The organism is Streptomyces sp. NPDC048361, from assembly GCF_040651795.1.
GTDB lineage: Bacteria > Actinomycetota > Actinomycetes > Streptomycetales > Streptomycetaceae > Streptomyces.
Genome location: NZ_JBEZKW010000011.1, coordinates 107,352 through 131,730 on the forward strand (window position 1 = coordinate 107,352; position 24,379 = coordinate 131,730).

The 24,379-nt window shown below is 71.6% G+C and carries 18 protein-coding genes; 9 read left to right on the forward strand and 9 right to left on the reverse strand.

Features of this window, described 5'->3' with window-relative positions:
* The first annotated feature begins 100 nt into the window (after positions 1-100).
* The 6 genes from AB0D31_RS08930 to AB0D31_RS08955 all read left to right on the forward strand — a co-directional run bounded on the left by AB0D31_RS08930 (position 101) and on the right by AB0D31_RS08955 (position 8,848).
* On the forward strand, positions 101-889 hold the full coding sequence (locus AB0D31_RS08930) for an ATP-binding cassette domain-containing protein (protein ID WP_267056962.1): 789 nt from the start codon (positions 101-103) through the stop codon (positions 887-889).
* Positions 886-2,190 carry a sugar ABC transporter permease gene (locus tag AB0D31_RS08935; protein ID WP_362719066.1) on the forward strand — a complete coding sequence of 435 codons (1,305 nt, stop codon included), beginning with the start codon at positions 886-888 and terminating at the stop codon, positions 2,188-2,190. The genes AB0D31_RS08930 and AB0D31_RS08935 overlap by 4 nt, the downstream gene beginning before the upstream one ends.
* 176 nt (positions 2,191-2,366) lie before the next feature.
* Entirely contained in the window at positions 2,367-4,292 is a 1,926-nt protein-coding gene (dxs, locus tag AB0D31_RS08940) for a 1-deoxy-D-xylulose-5-phosphate synthase (protein WP_362719068.1), read from the forward strand.
* A gap of 147 nt (positions 4,293-4,439) precedes the next feature.
* Positions 4,440-5,933, forward strand: coding sequence for an amino acid permease (locus AB0D31_RS08945; RefSeq protein ID WP_362719071.1), 1,494 nt, complete (start codon positions 4,440-4,442; stop codon positions 5,931-5,933).
* A 72-nt stretch (positions 5,934-6,005) separates the two neighbouring features.
* Positions 6,006-7,502 carry a glycosyltransferase family 39 protein gene (locus tag AB0D31_RS08950; RefSeq protein ID WP_362719074.1) on the forward strand — a complete coding sequence of 499 codons (1,497 nt, stop codon included), beginning with the start codon at positions 6,006-6,008 and terminating at the stop codon, positions 7,500-7,502.
* 191 nt (positions 7,503-7,693) lie between these two features.
* Positions 7,694-8,848 carry a hypothetical protein gene (locus AB0D31_RS08955; protein WP_362719077.1) on the forward strand — a complete coding sequence of 385 codons (1,155 nt, stop codon included), beginning with the start codon at positions 7,694-7,696 and terminating at the stop codon, positions 8,846-8,848.
* Between the two features lie 234 nt (positions 8,849-9,082).
* On the opposite strand, the gene AB0D31_RS08960 is transcribed toward AB0D31_RS08955, so the two are convergent.
* The 5 genes from AB0D31_RS08960 to AB0D31_RS08980 form a co-directional block, all read right to left on the reverse strand.
* Positions 9,083-11,224: a 3-hydroxyacyl-CoA dehydrogenase NAD-binding domain-containing protein gene (locus tag AB0D31_RS08960; protein ID WP_362719080.1), complete on the reverse strand. Its 2,142-nt coding sequence runs from the start codon at positions 11,222-11,224 to the stop codon at positions 9,083-9,085.
* Positions 11,221-12,447, reverse strand: a complete 1,227-nt coding sequence (locus tag AB0D31_RS08965) for an acetyl-CoA C-acyltransferase (RefSeq protein ID WP_362719082.1) — start codon at positions 12,445-12,447, stop codon at positions 11,221-11,223. The genes AB0D31_RS08960 and AB0D31_RS08965 overlap by 4 nt, the downstream gene beginning before the upstream one ends.
* A 457-nt stretch (positions 12,448-12,904) precedes the next feature.
* A complete protein-coding gene (locus AB0D31_RS08970) occupies positions 12,905-14,188 on the reverse strand; it encodes a ribonuclease D (RefSeq protein WP_362719084.1) in 1,284 nt (427 codons plus the stop codon).
* Between the two features lie 88 nt (positions 14,189-14,276).
* The gene (locus AB0D31_RS08975; RefSeq protein WP_362719086.1) at positions 14,277-14,939 is read right to left on the reverse strand and encodes a response regulator transcription factor; all 663 of its coding nucleotides are present in this window, start codon (positions 14,937-14,939) and stop codon (positions 14,277-14,279) included.
* Between the two features lie 299 nt (positions 14,940-15,238).
* A complete protein-coding gene (locus tag AB0D31_RS08980; RefSeq protein WP_362719088.1) occupies positions 15,239-15,892 on the reverse strand; it encodes a DUF3000 domain-containing protein in 654 nt (217 codons plus the stop codon).
* A 91-nt stretch (positions 15,893-15,983) separates the two neighbouring features.
* Between AB0D31_RS08980 and hemE the strand changes: the two genes are divergently transcribed.
* Positions 15,984-17,051, forward strand: coding sequence for a uroporphyrinogen decarboxylase (gene hemE, locus AB0D31_RS08985; protein ID WP_362719091.1), 1,068 nt, complete (start codon positions 15,984-15,986; stop codon positions 17,049-17,051).
* 39 nt (positions 17,052-17,090) lie between these two features.
* Here hemE and AB0D31_RS08990 read toward each other — a convergent pair whose 3' ends face one another.
* Positions 17,091-18,467, reverse strand: a complete 1,377-nt coding sequence (locus tag AB0D31_RS08990; protein WP_362719094.1) for an FAD-dependent oxidoreductase — start codon at positions 18,465-18,467, stop codon at positions 17,091-17,093.
* 209 nt (positions 18,468-18,676) lie between these two features.
* Here AB0D31_RS08990 and hemG point away from each other — a divergent pair, with 209 nt between their 5' ends.
* Together hemG and hemQ are read left to right on the forward strand one after the other, a co-directional pair.
* Positions 18,677-20,107 (forward strand): protoporphyrinogen oxidase, encoded by a 1,431-nt coding sequence (gene hemG / locus AB0D31_RS08995; RefSeq protein ID WP_362719096.1) that lies wholly within the window; start codon positions 18,677-18,679, stop codon positions 20,105-20,107.
* A 4-nt stretch (positions 20,108-20,111) separates the two neighbouring features.
* On the forward strand, positions 20,112-20,828 hold the full coding sequence (gene hemQ, locus AB0D31_RS09000) for a hydrogen peroxide-dependent heme synthase (protein ID WP_267056975.1): 717 nt from the start codon (positions 20,112-20,114) through the stop codon (positions 20,826-20,828).
* A 63-nt stretch (positions 20,829-20,891) separates the two neighbouring features.
* Here hemQ and AB0D31_RS09005 read toward each other — a convergent pair whose 3' ends face one another.
* The 3 genes from AB0D31_RS09005 to AB0D31_RS09015 form a co-directional block, all read right to left on the reverse strand.
* Complete coding sequence (locus tag AB0D31_RS09005; protein WP_362719099.1) at positions 20,892-22,490, reverse strand: alpha/beta hydrolase; 1,599 nt, start codon at positions 22,488-22,490, stop codon at positions 20,892-20,894.
* A 106-nt stretch (positions 22,491-22,596) separates the two neighbouring features.
* Complete coding sequence (locus AB0D31_RS09010) at positions 22,597-23,355, reverse strand: TIGR04222 domain-containing membrane protein (RefSeq protein WP_362719162.1); 759 nt, start codon at positions 23,353-23,355, stop codon at positions 22,597-22,599.
* 74 nt (positions 23,356-23,429) lie between these two features.
* Entirely contained in the window at positions 23,430-24,218 is a 789-nt protein-coding gene (locus AB0D31_RS09015) for a DUF4142 domain-containing protein (protein ID WP_362719101.1), read from the reverse strand.
* Positions 24,219-24,379 lie beyond the last annotated feature (161 nt).

A 24,379-nucleotide genomic window follows, 5' to 3' on the forward strand; every position in this document is an offset into this window, starting at 1 on the left:
GAGAAAACGTTTCCCCTCGCAGTTTCTGTTCTCTTCTGCTCGACCTCCGCGCCCCCACCCCTCCGGGCGCGGCATCCCCGCCGGTCAGGCGGCGAAGGAGATGGTTCACGTGTCCGCTACGCCCGTGTTGGCGTTGCGCGGGGTCTCCAAGCGGTTCGGTGCCGTTCAGGCGCTCACCGACGTAGAGCTTGAGGTCCACGCCGGTGAAGTGCTCGCCCTGGTGGGCGACAACGGCGCCGGAAAGTCCACGCTGGTCAAGACGATCGCCGGCGTGCACCCCATCGATGACGGAGTCATCGAGTGGGAAGGCAAGGCCGTCCAGATCGGCAAGCCGAACGACGCCCAGAACCTGGGCATCGCGACGGTCTACCAAGACCTCGCCCTGTGCGACAACATCGATGTGGTCGGCAACCTCTACCTCGGCCGCGAGCTGAAGAAGCGGGGCGTCCTCGACGAGGTGGAGATGGAGCGCCGCTCCCGCGAGCTCCTCACCACGCTGTCGATCCGCATCCCGAGCGTGCGCATCCCGATCGCCTCGCTCTCCGGCGGCCAGCGCCAGACCGTGGCCATCGCCCGCTCGATGCTCGGCGAGCCCAAGCTCGTCATCCTCGACGAGCCGACCGCGGCGCTCGGTGTCGAGCAGACTGCGCAGGTCCTCGACCTCGTGGAGCGGCTGCGCGAGCGCGGCCACGCGGTCGTCCTCATCAGCCACAACATGGCCGATGTGAAGGCCGTGGCCGACAAGGTCGCGGTGCTCCGGCTCGGCCGGAACAACGGTGTCTTCGATGTGAAGACCACCTCGCAGGAAGAGATCATCTCCGCCATCACCGGGGCCACGGACAACGCCGTGACCCGCCGTGCGGCGCGCAACGCGGAGGTTCAGAAGTGAGCACCGACAAGACCTCCCCGACCGACCTCGGCAAGGCGGCCGCCGCCCCCGTCGACGCGCCGCCCGCCGCGGACGCCGCAAGCACCGCGGTCGACCCCCGCCTTCTCGTGCGCGAGCAGGGCTTCGGCGGCTACCTCGGCGAGCTGAAGCGCAAGGTGCGCGCCGGTGAGCTGGGCGCGCTGCCCGTCATCGTCGGCCTGATCATCATCTGCATCGTCTTCCAGAGCCTGAACTCGAACTTCCTCACCGCGGGCAACCTCTCCGACATCTCCGTCGCCATGGTCGGCACGGGCATGATCGCGGTCGGCATCGTCTTCGTGCTGCTGCTCGGCGAGATCGACCTGTCGGTCGGCTCGGTCAGCGGTGTGGCGGGCGCGTCCTTCGCGGTGCTCAGCGTTCTGCACGGCACGCCCGAGTGGCTGGCGCTGATCCTGGCCATCCTCACGGGCACGATCGCCGGAGCCATCCACGGCTTCATCTTCGCGCGCATCGGCGTCCCCGCCTTCGCCGTCACGCTGGCCGGTCTGCTGTTCTGGAACGGCTTCATGCTGAAGATCCTGGGCGACAACGGCACGATCAACACCAACGGCTCGGGCATCTTCTACAACCTGTCGAACTACTTCTTCAGTGACGTCGCGGTGGCGTACGGCGCCGCGCTGGTGGCCGTCGCCGTGTACTTCCTGTCCGCGTTCTTCGACAGCCGTCGCCGTGAGGCCGCGGGTGTCCCCTCGCGGCCGCTCAGCGAGATCGCGCTGCGCACGGTGCTGCTCGCCGTGGTGGCGTTCGCGGTGGCGTACATGTTCAACCAGAACAAGGGCCTCCCGCTCGCCGTGGTGATCTTCCTCGCGGTGCTGATCCTCACCGACTTCGTGCTCCGCCGCACCTCGTACGGCCGCAAGATCTTCGCGCTCGGCGGCAGTGTCGAGGCCTCCCGCCGGGCCGGCATCAACATCGTGCTGGTGCGCACCTCGGTCTACGCGATCTCCGGCACCTTCGCGGCCGTCGGCGGCCTCTTCCTCGCCTCCAAGATCAGCGCGGCCAACCAGGGCGCCGGCAGCGGCGACCTCCTGATGAACGCCATCGCGGCGGCCGTCATCGGCGGCACCAGCCTCTTCGGTGGCCGTGGCCGCACCTGGAACGCCCTCCTCGGTGTGCTGGTGATCACCTCGATCCAGTACGGCCTCGCCCTCGAAGGCGTCGCCGCGGCGATCCAGCAGATGATCACCGGTGGCGTGCTGTTGATCACCGTGATCATCGACGCCGTCACCCGGAAGACCCAGAAGTCCGCGGGCCGCGCCTGACCTGCCCCGCTCCCGCCGTGCCCGGTGCCCCTGTGGCGCCGGGCACGGCTGCGTCGCGGGTGCACGTCAGCCATATGAGTGACACAGAACGCACCGCCCTGCGACCGCGGCCGGGGCCGGAACATTAGACTCATCGGATCGGCATGCTCGACCAGCACGGATGCAAGGAGGCACGGGTGCCGCTGCTTACCCGAATCAGGGGACCGCGCGATCTTGACCGGCTCAGCCCGGAGCAGCTCGACCAGCTGGCGGCAGAGATCCGGACCTTCCTCGTGGACGCGGTCTCCAAGACCGGCGGACACCTCGGTCCGAACCTCGGTGTGGTGGAACTGACCATCGCACTGCACCGCGTCTTCGAATCGCCCAAGGACCGGGTCCTGTGGGACACCGGCCACCAGAGTTACGTCCACAAGCTCCTGACGGGACGGCAGGACTTCTCCCGGCTGAAGATGAAGGGCGGCCTCTCCGGCTACCCGGCGCGCGCCGAGTCGGAGCACGACGTCATCGAGAACAGCCACGCCTCCACCGTCCTTGGCTGGGCCGACGGCCTCGCCAAGGCGAACGAGGTGCTGAAGAAGGACGACCACGTCGTGGCCGTCATCGGCGACGGCGCGCTGACCGGTGGCATGGCCTGGGAGGCGCTGAACAACATCGCCGCCGCCAAGGACCGCCCCCTGGTGATCGTGGTCAACGACAACGAGCGCTCGTACGCGCCGACCATCGGCGGCCTCGCCAACCACCTCGCCACCCTGCGCACCACCGACGGCTACGAGCGGTTCCTGGCCAAGGGCAAGGACCTCCTGGAGCGCACCCCGGTCGTCGGCAGGCCGCTCTACGAGACGCTGCACGGCGCCAAGAAGGGCCTCAAGGACTTCATCGCCCCGCAGGGCATGTTCGAGGACCTCGGTCTGAAGTACGTCGGCCCGATCGACGGCCATGACATCGAGGCCCTGGAGTCCGCGCTCCAGCGCGCCAAGCGCTTCGGCGGCCCGGTCATCGTGCACTGCCTCACCGAGAAGGGCCGCGGCTACCAGCCGGCGCTCGCCGACGAGGCCGACCGCTTCCACGCCGTCGGCAAGATCCACCCGGACACCGGCCTTCCCGTCTCGTCCTCCGGCCTCGACTGGACGTCGGTGTTCGGCGAGGAGATGGTCAAGCTCGGCAAGGAGCGCGAGGACATCGTCGCGATCACCGCGGCCATGCTCCAGCCGGTCGGCCTCGACAAGTTCGCCAAGGCGTTCCCCGAGCGGGTCTACGACGTGGGCATCGCCGAGCAGCACGCCGCGGTCTCCGCGGCGGGGCTGGCCACCGGCGGACTGCACCCCGTCTTCGCGGTGTACGCGACCTTCCTCAACCGCGCCTTCGACCAGGTGCTCATGGACGTCGCCCTGCACAAGTGCGGCGTGACCTTCGTGCTCGACCGGGCCGGTGTCACCGGCACCGACGGCGCCTCGCACAACGGCATGTGGGACATGTCGCTCCTCCAGGTCGTGCCCGGCCTCAGGATGGCCGCGCCGCGCGACGCCGACCAGGTCCGCGCCCAGCTGCGCGAGGCCGTCCAGGTGGAGGACGCGCCGACCGTGGTGCGCTTCTCCAAGGGCGCGGTCGGCCCCGCCGTCCAGGCCGTCGGCCGCGTCGGCGGCATGGACGTGCTGCGCGAGCCCTCGACGGCCGCCGTCCGTCCCGATGTGCTCCTGGTCTCCGTCGGCGCGCTCGCGCCGATGTGCCTGGAGATCGCCGACCTGCTCGACGCGCAGGGCATCTCGACGACCGTCATCGACCCGCGCTGGGTCAAGCCGGTCGACGAGGCGATGGCGCCGCTCGCCGAGAAGCACCGCGTCGTGGTCACCGTCGAGGACAACAGCCGCGTGGGCGGCGTCGGTTCGGCCATCAGCCAGGCGCTGCGCGACGCGGGCGTCGACGTGCCGCTGCGCGACTTCGGCATTCCGCCGCGCTTCCTCGACCACGCCTCGCGCGGCGAGGTCATGACGGAGATCGGTCTGACCGCTCCCGACATCGCCCGTCAGGTCACCGGTCTGGTCTCCAAGCTGGACGGACGGTACGAGGAGAGCCGCGCGGCGGTGGAGCCCGCCCGCGACTGATCAGCGGCTACGGCCAACGGGCCGGACCGATGTGCCCCTACGGGTGATCGGTCCGGCCCGTTCGTGTGAAAAACGCGCTCAGCCCGGTACTCGTACCGCCACTCCTCCCGATCATGGCGAGGACGATGAGCTAGCGGAGGTGCACGGGTGGCCAGAAACAGCCTGTTCAGGACCAAATCGATCGAGCAGTCCATCCAGGACACAGAGGAGCCAGAACACGCGCTCAAGAAGTCCCTGTCCGCTCTCGACCTCACGGTTTTCGGGGTCGGAGTCATCATCGGCACCGGCATCTTCGTCCTCACGGGCAAGGTCGCCAAGGAGAACGCGGGCCCCGGGGTCTCCATCGCGTTCGTCGTCGCGGGCGTCGTCTGCGCGCTCGCCGCGCTCTGCTATGCCGAGTTCGCCTCGACGGTGCCGGTGGCGGGATCCGCGTACACCTTCTCCTACGCCTCGCTCGGCGAACTGCCCGCCTGGATCATCGGCTGGGACCTGGTGCTCGAATTCGCGCTCGGCACGGCGGTGGTGGCGGTCGGCTGGTCCGGTTACGTCCGCTCGCTGCTCGACAACGCGGGCTGGCACCTGCCCGAGGCCCTCAGCGGCCGCGACGGCGCCCACGGCTTCGGCTTCGACATCCTGGCCGCCGTCCTCGTCCTGGTCCTGACCGGGGTCCTCGTGCTCGGCATGAAGCTGTCGGCCCGGGTCACCTCGGTCGTCGTCGCCATCAAGGTGACCGTCGTCCTGATCGTGATCATCGCGGGCGCCTTCTTCATCACCTCCTCCAACTACTCGCCGTTCATCCCCAAGGCGCAGCCCCAGACCGCGGGGAGCGACCTCAAGGCCCCGCTCATCCAGCTGATGTCCGGCTACGCGCCCACCAACTTCGGCGTGATGGGCATCTTCACCGCCGCCTCGGTCGTCTTCTTCGCCTTCATCGGCTTCGACATCGTGGCGACCGCCGCCGAGGAGACCAAGAACCCGCAGCGGGACATCCCCCGCGGCATCCTCGGCTCCCTGTTCATCTGCACGGTCCTGTACGTGGCCGTCTCCGTCGTGGTCACCGGCATGCAGAAGTACACCCAGCTCTCCGTGGACGCGCCGCTCGCCGACGCCTTCAAGGCCACCGGGCACCCGTTCTACTCGGGCGTCATCAGCTTCGGCGCCGCCGTCGGCCTCACCACGGTCTGCATGATCCTGCTGCTCGGCCAGACCCGGGTGTTCTTCGCGATGAGCCGGGACGGGCTGCTGCCCATCTTCTTCTCCCGCGTGCACCCGCGGTTCCGCACCCCGCACCGCCCGACCGTCCTGCTCGGCGTCATCATCGCGATCGTCGCCGGCTTCACCAGCCTCAGCGAACTCGCCGACCTGGTGAACATCGGGACCCTGTTCGCGTTCGTCGTCGTCGCCGTGGGCGTGGTCATCCTGCGCCACACCCGCCCCGACCTGCCGCGCGCCTTCCGCACCCCGCTGGTGCCGTGGGTCCCCGCGGCCGCGGTCGCCGCGTCCCTGTGGCTGATGATCAACCTGCCCGCCGAGACCTGGCTCAGGTTCGGCATCTGGATGGTGATCGGTGTGGTCTTCTACTTCCTGTACGGCCGCAGGCACAGCCGTCTCGAAGCCCCCCGACACCGCGACTCCGTGTAATCGGCGCCGATTCCTCCCGGCTCCGTATGTCCCTGCCCATCGGGGCATACGGGGCCGCATAGGGTGGCCCGCATGCTCGCCGAGCCGCCGCCCTCGCTACGATCCGTCACCGGATGCGTCCTTCCGAGCCAGCGCCGCCGCCCCGCGGAGCCGCCCACCACCGCCGAAGGCCGCTACTGGCGGCGGCTGCTCCCGGTCCTCGCCGCCCTCGCGCTCCTCACCCGCCTCCCCTCCTTCCGGCACCCGCTGTGGAACCCGGACGAGGGCTATCTCGCCGTCCAGGCCCGGCTGTTGGCGAGCGGCGGCACCCTCTACACCACGGTCGTCGACCGCAAGCCGCCGCTCCTGCCCTGGCTCTACGAAGCCGTCTTCGCCCTGTGCGGCGACGCCTCCCTCACCCCGCTGCGGATCGCCGCCGCCGGGGCCCACCTGCTCACCGCGCTCGCGCTCGCCGCCACCGCGCGCCACCGCTGGGGCGAGCGCGCGGGGCGCGCCGCGGGCGTCCTGTACCTGCTGGTCTCGGTGGGTCTCAACCCCGAGGACGCCCAGGCCGCCACCTTCGAGGTGTTCATGCTGCCCTTCACGGCGGCAGCCGTGCTCTGCGCCGACCGCGGCGCCTGGACCCGGGCCGGTCTCGCCGTCGCCGGGGCCTGCCTCACCAAACAGACCGGCGGCGCCGCCGTCGCCCCCGTCCTGTGGCTCCTGTGGCACCATCCCGGGCCCCGCCGAACTCCCTTACTGCGTACGGTGATTGGCCTCACTGTGCCGATCGTGGCGGTGGCCTGGCTCACCGGGCCCGCCCACTTCCTGTTCTGGACGGTGACCGGCTCGGCGTCGTACGCCTCCTTCACCGGGTCCGAACTCCACGTCCTGACACGGGGGTTGGCCAACACCGCCCTGCTCGCCGCCGGATGTGCGGGCCTGCTGCCACCGGTGGTGCGGGTCCTGCGGATCGCGCGGACCGGCGCAGTCGACCTGTGGCTGTGGCTGGCCGCGTCGGCGGGCGCGGTCCTGCTCGGCTTCCACTTCTTCGGCCACTACTACCTCCAGCTCATCCCGCCCCTGGTCCTGCTCGCCACCGGCGCGCTGCACATCCTGCCGACCCACCGGCTCACCAACGCGCTCTCCGTCTCCACCTGCGCCTGCGCCCTCTTCCTGGCATGGGGGCTGCTCGCGCCCCGCCCCGACCTCGCCCACACCGAACGCGTCGCCGCCGCCGTCGAGGCCCGCACCGGGCCGGCCGAGCGGGTCCTGGTCTGGGGCATACACCCGGAGACTTACTGGCTGGCCGGGCGGGCACCCGCGAGCCGCTTCCTGACCGCCGGGCTGCTCACCAACTACAGCGGCGGCCGCGACGGACCCCAGGTGGGGGAGAAGTACGGCGTCGACGGCGCCTGGCGGGACTTCCGCGCCGAGCTAGCCGACCGGCCGCCGGCGCTCGTCGTGGACGACTCCCGCGGCGAGCCCTACGCCCCCGACCGGCTCCCCACCCTGCGCCGCTTCCTCGCCGCACGCTACGACCGGAGCGGGGTGGTGGACGGCGCGGTGTTCTACGTCCGCGCCCGGTGACCTCACCCGACCGGGCGTACCTCGTCCGGGCGGCTCCGACGCCTCGTCGCAGGTGGTGAAAAGCCCCACGTCGGGACGGAAATACCAGGGGAAATAGGGGGCCGTGGGCAGTGTTATGGTCGCAGAAAGTCGCTTGTTTGCTGGACCCGGACGCCTCGCGCGGAACCGGTGGGGAAAGGTGGTCGCGGGCCATGGCACTGAGGTCTCGACAGGCATCGCAGCAGGGACCGGCGAAATCGGGCACCATCCGGACCGCGCCGACGCCGGCCACCCCCGTCGTGGCGGCCGAGGACGGCAGCCCCACGGTCACCGGCTGGCTGCGGCTCGGCAAGGACGGCCGTCTCACGGCGTACGCACCCGCCGAGGGCGGCATCGCCCGCTGGACCGAGTCGGCGCCGGGCGGGGCGTGGACCGGGCCCGAGCTGGTCGCCCCCGGCGTCGGGCTCCAGTCGCACCTCTCGATCGCGCAGGGCGACGACGGCTACGTCCATCTGGCGGCGCTGCGGCAGACCCCCATCGCGGAGGGCGGCACCTGGACGGAGCTGGTCCACGCGATCCAGTACCAGACGGGCCGCCCGGTCAAGAACTGGGCCGTCGTCGGCTCCCCCTACCCGCGGCGGGACTGGCAGCAGGGCCTGAGGATGGGGCACCCCGCGGTCGGCGTGGACTCCGCGGGCAACGCTCAGATCGTCGTACGCAACGCGTTCGGCGGGGTCTCCGCGCGCGGCCAGGAACCCTCCGGCAAGTGGGCCGGCTGGGCCGACCTCAACGGCAACGGCGCGGACCGCTCGATATCGATCGTCGCGGCCGAGGGAGGACGGATGGTCATCCTCGCGCCGTCCGACACCGGCATCCACGTCTACGAACGCCCTTCGGGCGACGCGGAGTTCGAGTGGCTCAAGAAGCCCGTCGCGGGCAAGCCGGCGACCGGCACGGTCACCGGCCTCCAGACCGGCGAGGACGGCCGCATCACCTTCTTCCTGCGCGACATCGCGTCGGGTCAGCTGCGGGCCTGGCGCGATGACGAGCCTCCTCACCCCATCGGCGGCAAGGGCACGGGACCCGTCGCGCTGCTGCGCCACGAGATCGACGGGGTCGACTGCATGGTGCTCGCCCAGCGCGACGCCGAAGGCCGCCCCGCGATAGCGGTCTACCCCACCGAGCAGGAGGCCGCCGGAGTCAGCTGGACGCCGACCGGCGAGGCGTGCGCGGGAGCGCCCGCACTGGCAGCCGACGCCGAAGGCCGGGTCGTGCTCGCTGTGTTCACCCCCGAGGGCCGGATCCGGATCGCCCGTCAGCGCACGGACGCACCCGGTCTGGCGTTCGCGGCCTGGCAGCAGATCTGAGCCCGCTCTTCGCGGCCTGGCAGCGGATCTGAGCCTGGTCTTCGCGAGCCTGGTAGCGGATCTGAGCGCGCCGCCGGAGCTCTGAGCGCTCCCCGCCCACCACAGGGCCCGGCACCCGTCTTTACGGTGCCGGGCCCTGTGACGTTCCGTCACTTCCCTTGCCGGGTGGGCGGGTTGGACACGACGACGGCCCCGCACCGAAGTGCGGGGCCGTCGTCGTGTCGTACGACCGGGTTACGCGGGGACGCTGGCGACGCCCTGCGCCAGGAACTTCTTCCCGTTGACGCGCTCCGAGACGCCCTCGCGGTCCAGGTACGGCGTGATGCCGCCCAGGTGGAAGGGCCAGCCGGCGCCGGTGATCAGGCACAGGTCGATGTCCTGGGCCTCGGCGACGACGCCCTCGTCCAGCATCAGACCGATCTCCTGCGCCACCGCGTCCAGGACGCGGTCACGGGTCTGCTCCTCGGTCAGGGCGACATCGCCCTGCTTGAGGAGAGCGGCGACCTCGGGGTCCAGCACCGGCTTGAAGCCGTTCTCGGCGGAGTACGTGTAGAAGCCGCGCTTACCGGCCTTCACGACTGCCGCCAGGTTCTCCGAGACCGTGAAGCGGTCCGGGAAGGCGCGGTTGAGGGTCTCGGACACGTGCAGGCCGATGGCCGGGCCGACCAGTTCGAGCAGGACCAGCGGCGACATCGGCAGACCGAGCGGCTCGACGGCCTTCTCGGCGACGGCGACCGGGGTGCCCTCGTCGATGATGTTCTGGATCTCGCCCATGAAGCGGGTCAGGATGCGGTTGACGACGAACGCCGGGGCGTCCTTCACCAGGACCGCGGTCTTCTTCAGCTTGCGCGCGACACCGAAGGCCGTGGCCAGCGAGACGTCGTCGGTCTGCTCGCCGCGGACGATCTCCAGGAGTGGCAGGATCGCGACCGGGTTGAAGAAGTGGAAGCCGACGACCCGCTCGGGGTGCTTCAGCTTCGAGGCCATCTCGGTCACCGACAACGAGGAGGTGTTGGTGGCGAGGATCGCGTGCGCCGGGGCGACCGCCTCGACCTCCGCGAACACCTGCTGCTTGACGCCGATCTCCTCGAAGACGGCCTCGATGATGAAGTCGGCGTCCGCGAAGCCCTCGGCCTTGTCGAGGACACCGGAGACCAGGCCCTTGAGGCGGTTGGCCTTGTCCTGGTTGATCCGGGACTTGGCGAGCAGCTTGTCGATCTCGGCGTGGACGTAGCCCACACCCTTGTCGACGCGCTCCTGGTCGATGTCGGTCAGGACGACCGGCACTTCGAGGCGGCGCAGGAAGAGGAGGGCGAGCTGCGAGGCCATGAGACCGGCGCCGACGACACCCACCTTCGTCACCGGGCGCGCCAGGTTCTTGTCCGGGGCGCCGGCCGGGCGCTTGGCCCGCTTCTGGACCAGGTTGAACGCGTAGATGCCGGAGCGCAGTTCGCCGCCCATGATGAGGTCGGCGAGCGCGGTGTCCTCGGCGTCGAAGCCGGCCTGGAGGTCGCCGTCCTTGGACGCCGCGATGATGTCGAGGGCGCGGTAGGCGGCCGGGGCCGCGCCGTGCACCTTCGAGTCCGCGATGAAGCGGCCCTTGGCGACGGCCTGGTCCCAGGCCTCGCCGCGGTCGATCTCGGGGCGCTCGACGGTGACGTCGCCCTTGAGGACGTTCGCCGTCCAGATGAGGGACTGCTCCAGGAAGTCGGCACCCTCGAACAGGGCGTCGGCGATGCCGAGTTCGAAGACCTGCTTGCCCTTGAGCTGGCGGTTCTGGTTCAGCGAGTTCTCGATGATGACCGAGACGGCCTTCTCGGCGCCGATCAGGTTGGGGAGCAGCGTGCAGCCGCCCCAGCCCGGGACCAGACCGAGGAAGACCTCGGGCAGCGAGAACGCGGGCAGCGCCTTGGAGACGGTGCGGTAGGTGCAGTGCAGACCGACCTCGACGCCGCCGCCCATGGCCGCGCCGTTGTAGTACGCGAACGTCGGCACGGCGAGGCCCGCGAGGCGCTTGAAGACCTCGTGGCCGCCCTTGCCGATGGCCAGCGCGTCGTCGTGCTTCTTCAGCAGCTCGACGCCCTTGAGGTCGGCGCCGACCGCGAAGATGAACGGCTTGCCCGTGACACCGACGCCCACGAGGGAGCCGTCGGAGGCCTCCTTCTCGACCTGGTCGATGGCGGCGTTCAGGTTCGCCAGCGAGCCCGGGCCGAAGGTGGTCGGCTTGGTGTGGTCGAAGCCGTTGTCGAGCGTGATGAGCGCGAAGCGCCCGGCGCCGTAGGGCAGTTCGAGGTGGCGTACGTGCGCGGACGTCACGACCTCGTCCGGGAACAGCTCCGCCGCGCCCTTGAGAAGCTCAGTGGTGGTGGTGCTCACTTGCTGCCTCCGGCGTCCTTGTGGTGCGGGTTCTCCCAGATGACCGTGGCGCCCATGCCGAAGCCGACGCACATGGTGGTGAGGCCGTAGCGGACCTCCGGCTGCTCCTCGAACTGCCGGGCCAGCTGCGTCATCAGGCGTACGCCCGACGAGGCGAGCGGGTGGCCGTAGGCGATGGCGCCGCCGTACTGGTTGACGCGCGCGTCGTCGTCGGCGATGCCGTAGTGGTCCAGGAACGCGAGGACCTGGACGGCGAACGCCTCGTTGATCTCGAAGAGGTCGATGTCGCCGATGGCGAGGCCCGCCTTGGCGAGCGCCTTCTCGGTGGCCGGGATCGGGCCGTAACCCATGACCTCGGGCTCCACGCCGGCGAAGGCGTAGGAGACGAGGCGCATCTTCACGGGGAGGTTGTTCTCCCGCGCGAACTCCTCGGACGCGATGATCGACGCGGTGGCGCCGTCGTTGAGGCCGGCCGCGTTGCCCGCGGTGACGTTGCCGTGGACGCGGAACGGCGTCTTCAGGTTCGCCAGGCTCTCCAGGGTGGTGCCCGGGCGCATCGGCTCGTCGGCGGTGACCAGACCCCAACCGGTCTCGCCCACCTCGGCGTTGGTGTTGCGTACCGAGACCGGGACCAGGTCCTGCTGGATCTTGCCGTCGGCGTACGCCTTGGCGGCCTTCTCCTGCGAGCGCACGGCGTACTCGTCGGCGCGGAGCTTGGTGATGTGCGGGTAGCGGTCGTGCAGGTTCTCGGCGGTCATGCCCATGAAGAGGGCGGACTCGTCGACCAGCTTCTCGCTGACGAACCGCGGGTTGGGGTCGACGCCCTCGCCCATCGGGTGGCGGCCCATGTGCTCGACACCACCGGCGATCACGGCGTCGTACGCGCCGAACGCGATCGAGCCGGCGACGGAGGTCACGGCGGTCAGGGCGCCCGCGCACATGCGGTCGATGGAGTAGCCCGGCACGGACTGCGGCAGGCCCGCGAGGATCCCGGCGGTGCGGCCCAGCGTCAGACCTTGGTCGCCGATCTGCGTGGTCGCGGCGATGGCGACCTCGTCGATCTTCGCGGGGTCGAGGGCCGGGTTGCGGCGCAGCAGCTCGCGGATGGCCTTGACGATCAGATCGTCGGCCCGGGTCTCGTGGTAGATGCCCTTCGGGCCCGCCTTGCCGAACGGGGTGCGGACGCCGTCGACGAAGACGACGTCCCTGACGGTACGAGGCACGATGGCTCTCCTCCAGGTGCGGGATGGCACTGCTGCGCTTGGCTTGCGCGCCGGCTGAGCGCGCGCTCACCTTGCCCATGCTACTTGTGAGTAACCAGCCTGCCCAGCCCTCTGGGCGGGAGCGGCGAACGTCACACTGCCGGGCCACCCCCCTTGGGCTCCGTCCCGGACCCCGATTCGCGCCTTGCGGGCGTTCGTCCTCAATCTCAAGGCCTCAAGGGGCAGGGGGACGCCCATGACGGGCTGAGGTGGCCGATGCGGGCCGGCATCGAGTAGTTCAGGGGCCCGGGGCACTGCGCGACCAGCCGCGCACGGCCCGCAGACGAAAGCGGGTTCGGGGGCGCGGGGAACGGCGCAGGTCCATGGCGCCCGCTGGGGTTCGGCCGGAAGGCGTGGCGTCAGCCCGTTCCCGCGGTGCGGAAGCCGCGGGAACCAGGGCGGGGCGGGGCCGGGTACGTCAGGGCTTGGGTGGCGCTTCGCTCAGGGCCGCCGACAGGAGCGGGGTCACCTGGGCGATCTGCCAGGGCCGCGCACCGTGGGAGGCCAGCGCAAGCGACACCGCCGCCTCGGAGCGGTCCGCCGGCGGCTCCCAGCACACCCGCCGCACCGTGTCCGGCGTGATCAGGTTCTCCTGCGGCATGTTCAGCCGCTCGGCGAGCTCGGAGACCGCCGCGCGGGCCGCCGAGAGCCGGGCCGCCGCGGCCGGGTCCTTGTCCGCCCAGGAGCGCGGCGGGGGAGGACCCTGCAACGGCTGCCCCGGCTGCGGCAGCTCCACCTCCGGCAGGGCCTTCGCCCGGTCGACGGCCGCCTGCCACTGCTCCAGCTGGCGCCGCCCCATCCGGTGTCCGAACCCGGTCAGCGCGGTGAGGGCGGCCACGTTGGCGGGCAGCGCGAGCGAGGCCTCGATGATCGCGGAGTCGCCGAGCACCTTGCCGGGCGAGACATCGCGCCGCTGAGCGACCTTGTCCCGGGCCGTCCACAGTTCCCGTACGGCCGCCATCTGACGGCGTCTGCGCACCTTGTGCATGCCGGAGGTGCGGCGCCAGGGGTCCTTGCGGGGCGGGGCCGGCGGCGCGGAGGCGATCGCGTCGAACTCCTCGCGGGCCCACTCCAGCTTGCCCTGCCGGTCGAGCTCCTCCTCCAGCGCGTCCCGCAGGTCGACCAGGAGCTCGACATCGAGGGCCGCATACCGCAGCCACGGCTCGGGGAGCGGGCGGGTCGACCAGTCGACGGCCGAGTGGCCCTTCTCCAGGGCGTACCCGAGCACGCTCTCGACCATCGCGCCCAGGCCCACACGCGGGAAGCCCGCCAACCGCCCGGCCAGCTCGGTGTCGAAGATCCGGGAGGGCACCATGCCTATTTCGCGCAGGCAGGGCAGATCCTGGGTGGCGGCGTGCAAGATCCATTCGGTGTCCGAAAGTACCTCTCCCAAAGTGGAGAGATCCGGACACCCGACGGGGTCGATGAGCGCGGTGCCCGCGCCTTCGCGGCGCATCTGCACCAGGTAGGCGCGCTGTCCGTAGCGGTAGCCGGACGCGCGCTCGGCGTCCACGGCCACGGGGCCGGTGCCGGCCGCGAAGGCGGCGACCACGTCGGCCAGGGCCTCCTCGGTCGCAACGACGGGCGGAATGCCCTCTCGGGGCTCCAGCAAGGGAATCGGCGCCTTGTCGACGTCGTCCGGGGGAGCGCCCCCGGTGGTTCGCAGTGCTGTCTCTGCTGCGGTCTTATGGGCGTCGGTCACCTGTCAAGGGTATCCGTGTATGCACCGCGCCCGTCGACGGAACGTTCCGTCGACGGGCGCGGTCGGGTGCGGGAGGGTCGTAATCCGGTCAGTGGATGATTCCGGTGCGCAGCGCTACGGCCACCATCCCGGCGCGGTCACCCGTGCCGAGCTTGCGTGCGATCCGGGCGAGGTGGGACTTGACGGTCAGAGCGGACAGGCCCATCGAGACGCCGATGGCCTTGTTGGACTGGCCCTCCGCGACGAGCCGGAGCACCTCGACCTCACGGCCGGAGAGCTCGCGGTAGCCGCCCGGGTGGCTCGGGGAACCCGGGGGGCGGCGGTGCATACGGGCGGCCGCGGCGCCGATGGGGGCGGCCCCGGGGCGGCCGGGGTGGCCGACATTGGTACGGGTGCCGGTGACGACGTAGCCCTTCACGCCGCCCGCGAGGGCGTTGCGCACGGCGCCGATGTCGTCGGCGGCGGACAGGGCCAGGCCGTTGGGCCAGCCCGCGGCTCGGGTCTCGGACAGCAGGGTCAGCCCGGAACCGTCGGGCAGGTGGACGTCGGCAACGCAGATGTCGCGCGGGTTGCCGACGCGGGGACGGGCCTCCGCGATGGACGACGCCTCGATGACGTCACGTACTCCGAGCGCCCACAGGTGCCGGGTGACGGTGGAGCGGACTCGGGGGTCGGCAACGACGACCATGGCCGTCGGCTTGTTCGGGCGGTAGGCGACCAGGCTTGCGGGCTGCTCAAGAAGAACGGACACCAGGCCTCCTGGAAAGGTACGGGACGAAGCCGGCTCGGGGATGAAGCCGGGGCGAACCGTGCAGTTAGGGTCACAAACCTCTTCGGCACCAAACCCCTCGGCCTTTAGAGAATGATCACGATTTGGTGAGAAACATTTAGGGCAATTCGGACAGCTGCTCGATCGTCGATCAGCCGCCGGGGCCCGTCGACCCGTGCGGGGGACGCGTGTGGGGGAGCGTACGAACGCCCTGCGCCCCACCGGAGGCGGGGCGCAGGGCGGAACAACGGCGGATGCGGCGGAGGCTCTCGGCTCCGTCCTCAGCGGGGGTCGCGGCGCTGCGGCAGGGTCACCACGCCGCCGCCCGCGTCGCCGGGGCCCGACACCGGCGGCAGCCCCGCGATCTGGCACAGCAGATCGCACCAGGCCGCCAGGTGGCCCGCCGTGTCCGGCACCCCGCCGTGCCCCTCGCGCGGCGTCCAGGACGCCCGGATCTCGATCTGCGTGGCGGGAAGCCGCTCGGAGAGCCCGCCGAAGTAGTGCGAGCCGGCCCGCGTGACCGTGCCGCTCGCCTCCCCGTACGACAGGCCGCGCGCCTCCAGGGCACCCGTCAGCCACGACCAGCACACCTCGGGCAGCAGCGGGTCGGCCGCCATCTCCGGCTCCAGCTCGGCCCGGACCAGCGTGACGAGGCGGAAGGTGCCCTGCCACGCGTCGTGCCCCGCCGGGTCGTGCAGCAGGACGAGCCGGCCGTCGGCCAGGTCGTCCTCGCCCTCGACGACCGCCGCCTCCACGGCGTACGCGTGCGGCGCCAGGCGCTGCGGCGGCCGCGTCTCGTCCACCTCGATCTCGGGGCGCAGTCGCGCCGTGCGCAGTGCGTCGACGGCCTGACGGAAGGGGATCGGAACGGTGGTACCGTCCGCGGCTTCCCTGCCGTCAGCGCCATCCGAAGTTCGTCCCTGAGCGGCAGCCATGCGGGGAAGACTAGGCGGAAGGGGGGCCCTGCGCCGGTAGGGACACCCCGCCGGGGCGGCCCCTTGCCGGGCACATGCGAAGATTTGGGTCGTGAGCGCCAACGACCGCCCTGTGGGCCAGCCGAACAGCACGACGTACGACTCCGCCTTCCTCAAGGCGTGCAGGCGCGAAGCCGTCCCGCACACGCCGGTCTGGTTCATGCGCCAGGCCGGGCGCTCCCTGCCGGAGTACCTGAAGGTGCGCGAGGGCATCCCCATGCTGGAGTCGTGCATGCGGCCCGAGCTCGTCACCGAGATCACGCTCCAGCCGGTACGCCGCCACAAGGTCGACGCGGCCATCTACTTCAGCGACATCGTCGTCCCGCTCAAGGCCATCGGCATCGACCTCGACATCAAGCCGGGCGTCGGCCCCGTCGTCGCCGACCCGATCCGCACCCGCGCCGACCTGGCCCGGCTGCGCGACCTGACCCCCGAGGACGTCCATTACGTCACCGAGGCGATCGGCATGCTCGTCGGCGAGCTCGGCTCCACGCCGCTCATCGGCTTCGCGGGCGCCCCGTTCACGCTCGCCAGCTACCTCGTGGAGGGCGGCCCGTCCCGCAATCACGAACACACCAAGGCGATGATGTACGGCGACCCGGAGCTCTGGGCCGACCTGCTCGACCGTCTCGCCGAGATCACCGGCGCGTTCCTCAAGGTGCAGATCGAGGCGGGCGCCTCCGCCGTCCAGCTCTTCGACTCCTGGGTGGGCGCGCTCGCCCCCGCCGACTACCGCCGCTCGATCCTGCCCGCGTCGGCGAAGGTCTTCGACGCGGTCGCCGGCTACAACGTGCCCCGCATCCACTTCGGCGTCGGCACCGGCGAACTGCTCGGCCTCATGGGCGAGGCCGGCGCGGACGTCGTCGGCGTCGACTGGCGTGTCCCGCTCGACGAGGCGGCCCGCCGGGTCGGCCCCGGCAAGGCGCTCCAGGGCAACCTCGACCCGGCGGTCCTGTTCGCCCCGACCGAGGCCGTCGAGGCGAAGACCCGCGAGGTCCTGGACGCGGCCGCCGGCCTTGAGGGCCACATCTTCAACCTCGGTCACGGCGTGCTGCCGTCGATGGACCCGGACTCCCTGACCCGCCTCGTCGCATACGTCCACGAGCAGACCGCCAAGTAGCGGGCGGCCGGCGGGAGCGACCGCCGGCGGATTCGGTTCCTAGCCCGCGGCGCGCACCGCCGACACCGCCTTGCGCGCCGCCACCAGGACCGGGTCCCACACCGACGAGAACGGCGGGGCGTACGCCAGGTCCAGGGCGGTCATCTGCTCCACCGTCATCCGGGCGGTCAGCGCGACGGCGGCCACGTCGATCCGCTTCGCCGCACCCGTGCCGCCCACGATCTGCGCGCCGAGCAGCCGCCCGGTGCGCAGCTCGGCGAGCATCTTCACCGTCATCAGGGTCGCGCCCGGGTAGTACCCGGCGATATTGGTCGACTCGATGGTCGCCGTGACGTACTGGAGCCCCTCCGCGCGGGCCTCCTCCTCCGACAGGCCGGTGCGCGCGATCTCCGTGTCGCAGACCTTGGTGACGGCCGTGCCCACCACGCCGGGGAACGTGCCGTAGCCGCCGCCCACGTTGGACCCGATGACCTGCCCCTGCTTGTTGGCGTGCGTGCCGAGCGCGATGTGACGGTGCCGGCCCGACACCAGGTCGAGCACCTCGACACAGTCGCCGCCCGCCCAGATGTCCTCGTACCCGCGCACCCGCATCGAGGCGTCGGTGCGCAGGCCCCCGGAGGCGCCGAGCGGGAGTCCCGCCGCACGGGCCAGCTCCGTCCGCGGAGCGACCCCGAGGCCGAGGACCACCACGTCCGCAGGGAACTCGGCGGACTCCGTCGCCACCGCGCGCACCCGGCCCGACTCCCGCGTCAGCACCTTGGTGACCTCGGCGTCCGTCACCACCCGGATCCCCGAGCGCTCCATCGCCTCGGTGACCAGGCGGCCCATGTCCGGGTCGAGCGAGTGCATGGGCTGCGCCCCGCGCGTCACCAGCGTCACCTCGAAGTCGCGGCCCAGCAGCGCCTCGGCCATCTCGATCCCGATGTAGCCGCCGCCCACCACCACCGCGCGCCGCCCGGCGGCCGCCTCCAGGCTCTCCAGGAGGGCCCGCCCGTCGTCGATGGTCTGCACCCCGTGCACCCCGGGAGCGTCGATCCCCGGAAGGTCCGGCCGGATCGGCCGCGCCCCCGTCGCGATGACGAGCTTGTCGTACGAGGTCCACTCCTCGGCGCCCGACGCGAGGTCGCGCGCTCTGACCCGGCGGCCCTCCACATCGAGCTCGGTGACCTCCGTGCGCATCCGCAGATCGATCCCGCGCTCCCGGTGCTCCCCGGGCGTACGGGCGATCAGGTCCTCGTGGCGCGGCACCGCGCCGCCCACCCAGTACGGGATCCCGCACGCGGAGTACGAGGTGAAGCCCGACCGCTCGAACGCGACGATCTCCAGCTCCCCGGGCTTCTTCAGCCTGCGGGCCTGCGAGGCCGCGGACATGCCCGCCGCATCACCGCCGATGACCACCAGTCGCTCCGCCGCCATGGGTGTTGCCTCCGCTCGTGAGGGACCGCCTTCTCCTGGTCACGATACGTACGCACGGGCCCGGAAATTCCCCGCCGGAGCGGGGGGCCGTCCGGGTGTTGGCCGCATCAGGCCCCCAACTCGCCGGTCCCGAACGCCAGTTGATCACCGGTCGGTGCCGGCCCGGGGCTCGTACCGGCCGGTCCGCGCCGGTCTGAGACAGTGGAGGCATGGACAACGCCCCCGCCCGCGCCCCGCACATCGTCGTCGTAGGCGGCGGTATCTCCGGCCTCGCCGCCGCCCACCGGCTGCTCGCGGCCGGCGCCCGGGCGACCCTGCTCGAAGGCAGCGCGGTGCTCGGCGGCAAGCTGCTGGCCGGCGAGATCGAGGGCGCGCCCGTCGACCTCGGCGCCGAGTCGATGCTGGCCCGCCGCCCCGAAGGGGTGGAGCTGGCCCGCGCGGTCGGCCTCGGCGACCGGCTCCAGGCGCCCGCCACGGCCAACGCCGCCCTCTGGACCCGGGGCGCCCTGCGGCCCATGCCCAAGGGCCATGTGATGGGCGTGCCGGCCGACCCCGCCACCCTGCACGACATCCTCTCCCCCGAGGGCCTGGCCCGCGTCGCCCAGGACCGCGCGCTCGCCCCGAGCGAGGTCGGGGACGACATCGGCGTCGGCGAGTTCGTCGCCAAGCGGGTCGGCCGCGAGGTCGTCGACCGCCTCGTGGAGCCGCTCCTCGGCGGGGTGTACGCGGGTGACGCGTACAAGATCTCGATGCGGGCGGCCGTGCCCCAGCTCTTCGAGGCGGCCCGTCTCCACGGCTCGCTGCTCGACGGCGTCGAGGAGCTCCAGGCCAGGGCGGCGGCCAAGCAGCAGACCGGCCCGGTTTTCGCGGGGCTCGACGGCGGCATGGGCACCCTGCCGGGCGCCGTCGCGGACGCCGTGCGCGCCCAGGGCGGCACGATCCGCACCGAAGCGCCGGTCCTGGCGCTCACCAGGACAGCCGGTGGCTGGCAGGTGCGCACCGACACCGAGCTGATCGACGCCGACGGCGTGATCCTGTCCACCCCCGCCTGGTCCGCCTCCACGCTGCTCGCCGACGAGTCGCCCGCGGCCGCGGCCGAGCTCGCCGAGGTCGAGTACGCCTCGATGGCGCTGGTCACCCTCGCCTTCCGGCGTGCCGACCTGGGCGGCATCGAGGAGCGCTCGGGATTCCTCGTACCGCCGGTGGACGGCCGCACCATCAAGGCCTCCACGTTCTCCACGCACAAGTGGAGTTGGGTCAAGGAGCGCGGCCCGGACCTGTTCGTGCTGCGGACCTCGATCGGACGGTACGGCGAGGAGCGCCACCTCGACTGGGACGACGCCGATCTCGTCTCCGTCTCGCTCGGTGACCTCGGCGACGCCGTCGGCCTGTCCGCGAAGCCCGTCGCCACCACCGTCAACCGCTGGATCGGCGGCCTTCCGCAGTACCCGGTGGGCCATCTCGCGAAGGTCGCCCGGATCCGCGCGGCCGTCGCCAAGCTGCCCGGCCTGCGGGTCTGCGGCGCCGTCTACGACGGTGTGGGCATCCCCGCGTGCGTCGCCAGCGCCCAGCGAGCCGCGGACGAGATCATCGCCACGTCGACCCTGGCGCGGAACACCCAGAGTGACGCGGGACAATAGCCACATGAGTGCTGCTCCGGAAAAGATTCCCAACGCAGGGAAGAAGGCGAAGGACCTCAACGAGGTCATCCGCTACACCCTGTGGTCTGTCTTCAAGCTGCGCGACGTACTCCCTGAGGACCGCGCCGGCTACGCCGACGAGGTTCAGGAGCTGTTCGACCAGCTCGCCGCCAAGGACGTCACCGTCCGCGGCACCTACGACCTGTCGGGTCTGCGCGCGGACGCCGACATCATGATCTGGTGGCACGCGGAGACCTCCGACGAGCTCCAGGCCGCCTACAACCTGTTCCGCCGCACCAAGCTGGGCCGCGCGCTCGAACCGGTGTGGTCGAACATGGCGCTGCACCGGCCCGCGGAGTTCAACAAGGCGCACATCCCGGCGTTCCTCGCCGACGAGAACGCCCGCGACTACGTCTCGGTCTACCCGTTCGTGCGCTCCTACGACTGGTACCTGCTGCCGGACGAGGACCGCCGCCGCATGCTCGCCGACCACGGCAAGATGGCCCGCGGCTACCCCGATGTGCGGGCCAACACGGTCGCCTCGTTCTCGCTCGGCGACTACGAGTGGCTGCTCGCCTTCGAGGCGGACGAGCTGCACCGCATCGTCGACCTGATGCGCCACCTGCGTGCCTCCGAGGCCCGGATGCACGTCCGCGAGGAAGTCCCGTTCTACACGGGGCGCCGCAAGAGCGTCGCCGACCTCGTCGCGGGCCTCGCCTAGCAAGACCAGGTGAGCCGGGTCCGCGCCACGCGAGCGGACCCGGCTCATCCCTGACCCGGAAGATCAGAGAGCGGGCAGCACGTGCTGCGGCCTGATGGCCGTCCGCTCGTCCAGCGACACCGGGTTCGGCTCCGGGTGCGGCGCGCACGAAGCGCGCCGCACCGGCGTCCGACCGTTCAACAGGTAGTCCTCCACATAGCCGTTGACGCAGGTGTTCGCGCCGCCCGCGATGCCGTGCGTGCCGGCCTTCTTCTCCGTGATGAGCACCGAGCCGGGCAGTCGCCGCTGGAGCTCCACGGCCCCCGGGTACGGAGTCGCGGCGTCCCGCTCGGCCGCCAGGATCAGCGTCGTCGGCAGCGCCCCCTTCGCGGCCCGTACGTCCACCGGCTTCTGCTGCGGGGCCGGCCAGTAGGCGCACGGCAGGTTCATCCACGCGTTGTCCCAGGTCTCGAACGGCGCGACCTTCGCGATCGCCGTGTTGTCGCGGTCCCAGGTGGCGAAGTCCCTCGGCCACGCGGCGTCGTTGCACTCGACCGCCGTGTACACGGCGTTGCCGTTCTCGTCGTCGCGCGCCGTCTCGGGCCGGGGCGCGGCCTGTTGGATGAGCGGCTTCGGATTGCCCTTGAGGTACTCCGACAGGGCGGTGGCCCGGCTCGCCCAGTAGTCGTCGTAGTAACCGGCCTTGAGGACCGCCGCCTGCAACTGGGCGGGGCCCACGGTGCCGCCGGCCGGCTCGCGCGTGAGCCTGGCCCGCACCTTCTCGTAGCTCTCCAGGACGTCATCGGCGCTCTCGCCCAGGTGGTAGACGTCGTCGTGCTTGGCGACCCAGGTGCGGAAGTCCTCCCAGCGCCGCTCGAAGGCCAGCGACTGGTCGAGGTTGTTGCGGTACCAGATCTGGTCGGGGTCCGGGTCGACCGCCGAGTCGAAGACCATCCGGCGGATGTGCGAGGGGAAGAGCGTGGCGTACACCGCCCCGAAGTAGGTGCCGTACGAGGCGCCCATGAAGGTCAGCTTCTTCTCGCCGAGCGCGGCCCGCAGCACGTCCAGGTCGCGGGCGTTGTTGATGCTGGTGTAGAAGCGCAGCGCGTCCCCGGCGTTGCGCGCACAGCCCAGCGCGTACGCCTTGGCCTGCGCGATCCGCTCCTTCTTGTACGACTCGGAGGGGTGCGGGGGCGACTGGGTCGGGGCCTTCGCGAAGTCGCCGGGGTCCTGGCAGGACAGCGGGGCCGAGCGGGCCACACCGCGCGGGGAGTAGCCGACCAGGTCGTAGGCCCCCGCCAGGCGCTTCCAGTCGGGGAGTTCGGCCACCATCGGGAAGTACATGCTGGAGGCGCCGGGCCCGCCCGGGTTGAAGACGAGGGCGCCCTGGCGCTCGGCGGCCTTGCCGCTCGCCTTGCTCCTGCTGACGGTGAGGCCGATCTGACGGCCCGTCGGGTGGGCGTAGTCGAGGGGGACCCGGACGGTGCCGCACTGGACTGAGGCGGGCAGTTGCTCCGCGTCGGGGCAGTGGCCGAAGGTGATCGGGGTGGCGGCCGCGCGCTGGGCGGCGGCCTCGGCCCCCCGGGCCTCGGCGGTCAGCGCGTCGGCGCTGCCCGCGGGCGTGGCGACGAGGGCGGAAAGGACGAGGGAACCCAGGGTTCCGTACAGCGCTACAGCTCTCATCGCCGGTACATCCCTTTCGTGCTGCGGTACTACGGAAGTACATACAGATCAAAAGGGGATACGTCGGACGGGGGGAAGTAAAGCAGCGGGGCCGCGCCGGGCGCGGTCATTGACTCCGATGCGCGAAGCGGCCACTCGTGAGAGCGGTGCGCACGTCGGGATCGTCCACCGCTTTGAGGCCGCGCACGGCGATCGCGGTGAGCGGATCGCTCGCCGGGTCGAGCCCCCCGAGCAGCCGCTGGCCGTCGGGCGATGCCCAGCGGGTGTGCGGATGAATCTCCACCCGGGCGATGGCGAGACAGCCGAGCGTGAGGACGAGGGGGAGGGCGAACCAGGCGGCGATCTCGGCCCGTCCGATCTCCCCCTCGCCCGGCATGAGCAGCGCGGTGGCGGCCAGCGCGGTGATGAGCAGGCAGGCGCCGCGCACCGCGCGCACCGACGCGCTGACACCGGACCGTACGCCGTCGGGGACGGCGAGCCCGGCCCCCGCGAGCCGGTCGGCGAGCGCGCGCACCGCCTCGGCGGCCGCCGTGCCGGCCCGTATCGCCGCGATCCGCTCCTGGCCGCCCGGGCCGATCGCGGTGAGCACGGACCGCTCCAACTCGTCGCGGCCCTCGGGGTCGACGACGGTGGCCCAGCCGGTGTGCGCGAGCAGCAGCCTGCGGGCGCGGTGCATGGAGACGAGGGTGAGATCGGCGACCCGGTAGGGGCCGCCGGCGAGGAACGCCGCCTCGTAACAGGACAGGCCCTGCTCCCGGTCCTCGTGGGGCCGGGGGCGTGCGGCGGCTACGGCGGCTAGACAGAGCCGGCCGCAGGACAACCCGGCCGCGACGATCGCCGGCAGAAAGAACAGGACCCAGAACATGGCCGAGTTGTAACGGAAGTTGACGCTTCGACGCCACATCCTGTCCACAATGTGGACGTCGGGTTATCGCTTCGTTACGGAGTGTGGAGCTCCGGCCCGGCCGTCGCTTCGTCCTTCGGGCGGGACACGGCCGGTGGAAGCGAGAACGAGGGCCCGGTGTCCACGGGCCGCCCGGACGGAAGGGGTGCCGCGCTCGGCACGACCGCCCCGGGCGTGGGCGGCGGCGGCCCGGTCGGGCGCACCGTCGCCGCTGCCGCGCCGTCCCGCGCGAGCGCGTCGAAGTCGACGAGCCCGGTCGCCTCCAGCATCGTGATGTGGTCGAGCACGGTCGTGTTCGCGTCGTCGGCGAGCCCGCGCACCAGCGCGTTGCGGGTGTCGGCCCGGATCCGTGCGACGAGCGTGAACACCGCACCGTGCGCGGCGCGCAGAAGGTTGACGAAGTCCCGCTCGTAGGCGGCGCCACGGTCCGCCGTCAGCGTCCGCAGCCAGGACCGCTGCTGGGCGTTGGGCCGGCCGGGCAGCTCCATGCCCAGCCGGCCGGCGACCTCGCGGACCCGGGCGTCGAGAAAGGCGTGCCCCTCGACGAGGTGCTCTCCCGCCACCGTGATCGCGGCGCCCGGCCGCCGCTCGACGGCCTGCTGCCCGGCCGGCCCCTCCCAGAGTCCGGCCAGCCGCACCCGCACCACGAAGTCGCGGTCGGCGGCCGAGAGCGGACCCCAACGGGTCGCCACCGTGCCGGCGTCGAGATCGGCGAGCGCGGTGCCGGAGCGGTCGGCGTACGACCAGACGGGGAAGAGCAGGGCGAGCAGGGTCGCCGCCAGGGCGGTGACGACGAGTCCGGTACCGGACCACGTGTGACGCATGAATGCCTCCAGATGCGGTGCGCACGGTAGTGCGGTCGCCGCTGATCCCGAAGGCGTTTTCGTGAAGTGCGGGGCGGGGTGGTGTGGGGGTCGTCACGTCCTGCGGGAGCCACCGTCAACTCCCGTGCGCACGCGGTACGTTGACGGGCTCAGCGCGTCAC